The sequence below is a fragment of the bacterium genome, assembly GCA_026398675.1.
Lineage (GTDB): Bacteria > RBG-13-66-14 > RBG-13-66-14 > RBG-13-66-14 > RBG-13-66-14 > RBG-13-66-14.
Genome location: JAPLSK010000100.1, coordinates 1 through 6,560, shown reverse-complemented (window position 1 = coordinate 6,560; position 6,560 = coordinate 1). Strand labels below are relative to the sequence as shown.

Below are 6,560 nucleotides of genomic sequence, written 5' to 3'. Positions count from 1 at the left end.
AGGGGTGCATATGACCAACAAGCTGCTAATCGTGCTCACCGTCCTGGCGTCCGCCGCCGCGGCCCCGGCCGGTGTCATCGCCTACGACCTGGGCGGCATGCTCTACCTCGCGGCGGACGACAGCACGGACGCCCGGCTGGTCACCGACGCCGTCGGCCCCGACGAGCTGGGGTTGGTGGTGGACCTTTCCCCCGACGGGGAGCGCATCCTCTTCGCCGCCAACACGGAAGAGGATTGGGACATCTTCACCGTCAACACCGACGGGAGCGGATTCACGCGGTTGACCGAAAACGCCGACTGGGACGGCCTGCCCTCCTGGAGCCCCGACGGAGAGCGCATCGCCTGGAGCTCCATGGCGACCGACGACGGCCTGCCCGACATCTTCCTCATGGACGCCGACGGGGGGAACCGCAACCGTCTGAGCGATCTGGAGGACTGGGCCCGGTGGCCCGTCTGGCGCCCGGACGGGGAGGCGATCCTCTTCTGCTACGGTCAGTCCTCCTACGGCGACCCCGCCGTCATCGAGCTGGTGCTCGCCGACGTGGCTACCGGCACCCTGCAACAGCTCACCGACCTGGGGGCCGAGATCATTGACCCCTGCTGGAGCCCCGACGGGTCGCGCATCGCCGTCAGCGCGAAATTCCAAGGCGCGGAGAGCTTCGACATCTACCTCCTGGGCGCCGACGGGGGGAACCCCACTCAGGTCACCTTCTCCGATGCCGATTGCGTGTACCCGTGCTTCACGGATGACGGCCGCATCTTCTACAACACCAACGAGCCGGTCGAGGGCGGGCCCGCGTTGTCGGATGCGCCTCCCCCGGTGATACACCGCATTTGGGCCCTGGACCTGGCGACCGGGGACGCGCGGGAGGTCTGCCCGGGCAACGACCCCGACTGGGGCCCGAGGGCGGAGTAAACTCCCTCCCCCTCTGGGGGGAAGCTCGCTTACGGGCCGGGGTGAGGGGTGCAGCTCCCTCTCCCCTCTGGTGGGAAGCGCGCTTACAGGCTGGGGTGAGACCCTACCCCCTCCCCCCTCTGGGGGGAGGGCTGGGGTGAGGGGTAAAGATGACTCGCAAGCTTCCCCCTGAGCTCCTCCAACGCTGTCGTGAGCTGCGGGAATCACAGACAGATACGGAATCTAAACTTTGGAGGTGCCTGCAAAAACGCCAACTATTAGGCGCCAAGTTCCGCCGCCAGCATCCGCTGAAAGGCTACATCCTCGATTTCTACTGCCCGGAGGCCGGATTGGTCGTGGAGCTCGACGGCGGCGGACACGCTAAGGAGAGTAAGATACTCCACGATAAACGTAGAACAGAGCAACTTGAAGAGATGGGAATGAATGTAATCCGGTTTTGGAATACGGATGTATACAATAATCTTCATCGTGCGGGCGTACGGGGCGCCGGAACCGGCCCGCACCGCGCGCAAAATTCTGAAAATGCTCGACCTCCGCGAGCTCTCGCCCACGGACGAGGTCTACGACATGTCCGCCTTCGACTGGCGGCCGCTGGCCGACGTCGAGCCCTTCAAGAGCCACCTCGAACACGAAGCGGAACTCGGGAACCTGAGCACCGAGGAGTTCGCCAAGAAGAAGCGCATCCGCCAGCCGGGGCGCTACATCATCATCGGTCTCGGCATCCTCGTCGGGGTGACGGTCATCGCCTTCGCCATGGCCGCCCTCTTCGCCGTCTTCGCCCGGGGGCTCGGGGGGATCCCCGAGGTTCCGACAGGGCGGGCGGAGCTCGTCTGGAAGTTCCAGGAGGGCGACTCCCTGACCAGCTCGCCCTTCTACGCCGAGGGGAAGGTTTACTTCGGGTCCGAGGACGGCTACGTGTACTGCGTGGACGCCGGGACGGGCCACGGGCTGTGGAAGCACTCGACGGGCGGGCCGGTGATAGGCGAGGCCCTGGTCGCCGACGGCCGGGTGTACGTGGGGAGCTGCGACAACTCCATGTGGTGCTTCGACGCGCAGACGGGGAAAAGGCTTTGGCGCTTCGGTACCGGGCATTACGTCGGCGGCGGGGTGACCTACGCGGACGGGCGGGTGTACTTCGGCTCCTACGACCACGACGTCTACTGCCTGGACGCCGCCACGGGGGAGGAAGTCTGGCGCTACGAGACCGGCGGCTGGGTCTTCTCGACGCCCTTCGTAGCCGGGGGGAAGGTGTTCGTCGGGTCGCTCGACGGGTGGCTTTACTGCCTGGACGCCGCCACCGGCGCGCCCAAGTGGAAGTTCGAAACGGAAGGGCGGGTATACAGCTCGCCCTACGTCTGGGAGGGGAAGGTTTATTTCGGCTCCGACGACACCTGGCTGCGGTGCCTGGACGCCGGGACGGGGAAGGCGCTCTGGCGCTACCGCGACCCCGACTACTGGAACTGCATCCGGTCGCGGGTCGTGGTGTTCGACGGGCGGGTGTACTTCGGCTGCCTGAACCACATCATCTACTGCCTGGACGCCATGACCGGGGGGGAGCGCTGGCGGCACAAGACGACGAACACGGTGGAGGCCGGGGGCGTGGTGGCGGGGAAGCTGACCGACGGGCGGGGGTTCTGTGTCTCGCAGCCGGCGCGCTGGATCGAGTCCGGCGACTGGCCGGCGAAGCCCGAGGCGGCCGAGGCCGTGTTCTACATCGGCAGCGCCAACGGGAGCCTCTACTGCCTGGACGCGGGCGCCGGGAAGGTGGTCTGGGCTTACGCGGCCAAGCAGCACGTGCTGTCGGACCCGGCCTGCGGCGGGGGGATGGCTTATTTCGCCAGTGATGATGGGTATTTGTACGCGGTAACGACCGCCGCCGAGGATGGGGATTAGGGGCGAGAGCGGCGACAAACGGAGCGAAGCCCCCGACGGGTATCTGTACGCGGTGAAGTCCGCCGCCGAGGATGGGGGTTAGGGGCGAGGGCGACGACAAACGGGGCGAAGCCCCTTCGCCGGCGACGACGGGTGGGGCCGCATCCTTGATGTTCAATGGGGGTGAACGGATACTGGGGCCTCGTGCAGATATTAAAAGTGAATATAAAAATAATTAATTTATCGCTTGAAATTATTAATCATTCGAGCTAAAATACTTCACGAAATCCTCCGGCGGGGAAAGGATGGGCGGAGCCACCGAAGGGGGTGGACGAGCCCGTAATCGCCGACCGGCTCGCCGAACGGCGCCGACCCCGGGCCGGAATGAAACATGAGGTCCGCCATGGACGAGAAGGAAAAAGACCCCGCGGCCGACATCGCCACGGCCGTCGGCGCGGGCGTGCGGGCGATGCGAAAGGGACTGGACGCGGGGATGCGGGGGATGCGCACCGGCTTCCGGGAAATGAAACGCGGGATGGACTCCAGCCGCAGGCACACGGACGCCCACGACGCCGGGCACGTACACCCGGCGGAGGAGGCGGGGATGGACACTGGACACGGGGGTGGCTGGTGGTCTAAGATCACCCAAGAGGTGAACATCAGCCTGGACGTCTCCGGGCTTTTCTTCGGATTCATAAGCCTGGGGCTGGGCGTGGGCGCCTTCTTCCTGTACTTGATCCCCTTCGTCCTGGTCCTCTCCTGGCCCCTGGGCATCGCCGGGCTCATCGTGGGGCTGGTGGCGGTGCTGAACTTCCGGAAGGGCTGGTTCCGCGGGTTCCTGCCCGGCTTGGTGGGACTGGGGCTCTCCGGAGCGGTGCTCTGGTTCCACATCATGAACCTCATCTGGACCACCGGGACCCTGGACTACTTGCTGGGTCTCTGGGGTCCGCCTCCGGGCTGGTAGCGAATGGACGCTGTCGCCGATAGCCGCGCCAAGAAAGGTGTCACCTGGATCGGGGCCGGGATCAACCTGGTCCTGACCGGGGCCAAGTTCGCCGCCGGCATCCTCGGCCACTCGGCGGCCATGGTCTCCGACGCCGTCCACTCCTTATCCGACCTGGTTTCCGACGTCGTCGTCCTCTTCGGCATCCGGCTGTCGGACCGGCCCGCCGACGAGGGACACCCCTACGGCCACGGCCGCTTCGAGACTATGGCGGCCTTCATCCTGGGGTTGATCCTCATCGGCGTCGCGGTCTGGTTGGGTTTGGCGGGGCTGGAGAAGATCCACCACCCCGTGCCCACCGTGCCGTCCTGGATCGCCGCGGTCGCGGCCCTGGTCTCGATCGTGGTGAAGGAATGGCTCTTCCGCTGGACGCGTCGCGTGGCCCGCAGAACGGGGTCGAAAGCCGTCGAGGCCAACGCCTGGCACCACCGCTCCGACGCCCTCTCCAGCGTGGTGGCCCTCGTCGCCATCGTCGGGGCCATCCTCCTCCCGCAGTGGAACTTCCTCGACCCCGTGGGCTCGATCATCGTCGCGCTGATGATCGGGGTGGTGGGCTTTAAGATCATCCTGAACGCCGCCCGGGAGCTCATCGACTCCGGCGTCGAGCGGGAACTCCGAGAGCGGATGGGCGAGCTGACCGCCGAGGTAAAGGGGGTCCGGGACGTCCGCCGCATCTGCGCCCGGCACATGGGCAACCTCACCGTGGCGGACCTCGTCATCGCCGTGGATCCGGAAATGGACGTGTTCCAGGCGCACCGCATCACCGAGTTCATCGAGGCCAACCTCCACAAGCACCTGCCGCGCCTGGGCAGCGTCTTCGTCCACGTCGAGCCCCTGACCGAGCCGGAGCTTCTGGACGGCCGGCGCAACGCCGAAATCCGCCGCGCCGTGGAGGAGTCCTGCCGCACCATCCCCGGGCTGGCCGGTTTCCACGACCTCCGGCTCCACCGACGCGCCTCGGGGGTGGCCCTGGACATCCACGTCGAGCTCGACGGCGGCCTCCCCCTCACCGACGCCCACCGGGTGGCCGACGAGGTGAAGCGCTGCCTCGAGGAGCTCGAGGGTGTGGATGCGGTCCTGGTCCACCTGGACTCCGAGAGGGATAAAGACTGACCCAGGCTCCGGCACGGGCGATCGGCGCGGCGCACCCGTGCCGTTTTTTTTGATATACTCCCTTACCATAGAAGGGGAGGTTCCCATGCGTTTCCTCGGGACCCTCGTATCCCTGGGCCTCGCGCTCGCCGCGATTTTGGTCATCCTGTGCAACGTGGATAAATGGACCCGGGAAACGGCCGAGGAGGCGGACCGGGCAACGGCCGAGGCCTACGGCATAGACCCCGACACCATTGATCTGCCCGGCGAGGTCACCGTCACCGGATTGGAGATTCACGGGGAGGGCCCCGCGCCCGAAATCCGGCTCCGCGTGGAGAACACCGGCGGGCGGAACCTCTACAACGTCCACGTGACGGCGGAGCTCCTGGATGCCGGCGGCGAGGTCCTCTGGGACGATGCGGAGTTCAATCTCGAACCGATAAAAGTCCCCACCGGCACTCCGGCCAAGGGCTCAGGCGTAGTCACCGAGGAGGGGTTCGCCTCCGTGGGCAAAATACGGGCCGGCGATGTCGCGGGCGTCATCGAGGTCCACAATCCCGAATGAGCGGGGCCGACCCGCCCCGGAAACGGCGATGATTGACCGGATGAAAGAAAAGGCGCTAAAGGAAGCCCTCGTCGGGCTCCGGGACTGGTCCGAGGACTTCCTGGCCCGGCTGGTGGCCGTGCCCACGGTCAACCCCCCCGGACGGGAGTATCACCGCCTGGTCGCGGAATTGGGCGCCGAGATGGAGAAGCTGGGAATCGGTCTGGTGGTGCTATTCCCCACCGAGGCCGAGGTGCGCCGGCTGTACCCGGAATCGGAAGGCCTCCCCCGGCCCAACCTCCTGGGCCGCCTCCGCCTCGGCCGGAAGAAGACCCTCCACCTCAACGGCCACTACGACGTGGTCCCGCCCGGCGAGGGCTGGACGCGGGACCCCTTCGTGCTCGGGCGCGACGGCGAGTGGCTGCGCGGCCGCGGCGCCGGGGACATGAAGGGGACCATCACCGCCCACCTCGCCGCCCTGGCGGCCCTCAATAAAATCGGGCTCGAGCCGTCCTGCGACCTCGAGTTCAGCTACGTCCCCGACGAGGAATCGGGTGGGGCCTGCGGCCTCGGATGGCTGGCGGGACGAGGCGTCCTGAAGGCGGACGCCGGCCTGTTCGAGGGGCACTCCGGCCCGGCGCTCACCATCGCCAACAAGGGGGTCCTCTGGCTGGAGATTGAAGTCCGGGGCCGCTCGGGGCACGCCAGCCGCCCCTACGAGGGGGTCAACGCCTTCGCCGGGGCCGTGGCCGTGGCCCGCGGTCTCCTGGACGCGGAGCCCGAGCTCTGCGCCGCAAAGAGCGACCTGCCCGTCGCTCGGCCCGAGGACGCCCGCGGCGCGATGACCCTCGGCGGGAAAATCACCAGCGCGACGGCGAAGGTCAACGTCATTCCGGGGAAGGTCTCCTTCACCGTGGACCGCCGCCTCTTGCCCGAGGAGGACCCGGAGCGGGTCCAGGCCGAAATCGAGGCCCGCGCCCGGAAGGCCCTCCCCGCCGAGGAGGGGTTGACCCTCGTGGTGCGGCGGCTCCAGCTCGCCCCCGCCGTCGTCTGTCACGCAGATTCAGAGGTAGCGAACGCCCAGGCCGGAGCCCGCGACAAAGTGTACGGGAAAAAGCCCCCGCGTCGGTTGA

General features: G+C 67.2%; 6 protein-coding genes and 1 pseudogene. All 7 read left to right on the top strand.

Translation table 11 applies throughout. From position 1 onward, the window contains the following. Positions 1-916: hypothetical protein (locus NTW26_02260; protein ID MCX7021096.1), on the top strand; the 916-nt coding region annotated here is incomplete at its 5' end. Positions 917-1,065: 149 nt separating this feature from the next. Further along, a pseudogene (locus tag NTW26_02255) lies at positions 1,066-1,323 on the top strand (endonuclease domain-containing protein). Between the two features lie 40 nt (positions 1,324-1,363). Then, positions 1,364-2,809 carry a PQQ-binding-like beta-propeller repeat protein gene (locus tag NTW26_02250; protein MCX7021095.1) on the top strand — a complete coding sequence of 482 codons (1,446 nt, stop codon included), beginning with the start codon at positions 1,364-1,366 and terminating at the stop codon, positions 2,807-2,809. A gap of 382 nt (positions 2,810-3,191) precedes the next feature. Beyond that, entirely contained in the window at positions 3,192-3,752 is a 561-nt protein-coding gene (locus NTW26_02245; protein ID MCX7021094.1) for a hypothetical protein, read from the top strand. A gap of 3 nt (positions 3,753-3,755) precedes the next feature. Continuing rightward, complete coding sequence (locus NTW26_02240) at positions 3,756-4,904, top strand: cation-efflux pump (protein MCX7021093.1); 1,149 nt, start codon at positions 3,756-3,758, stop codon at positions 4,902-4,904. An 85-nt stretch (positions 4,905-4,989) separates the two neighbouring features. Next, complete coding sequence (locus tag NTW26_02235; protein MCX7021092.1) at positions 4,990-5,448, top strand: hypothetical protein; 459 nt, start codon at positions 4,990-4,992, stop codon at positions 5,446-5,448. 28 nt (positions 5,449-5,476) lie between these two features. Then, the coding region (locus NTW26_02230) for a M20/M25/M40 family metallo-hydrolase (GenBank protein ID MCX7021091.1) at positions 5,477-6,560 on the top strand (1,084 nt) is incomplete at its 3' end.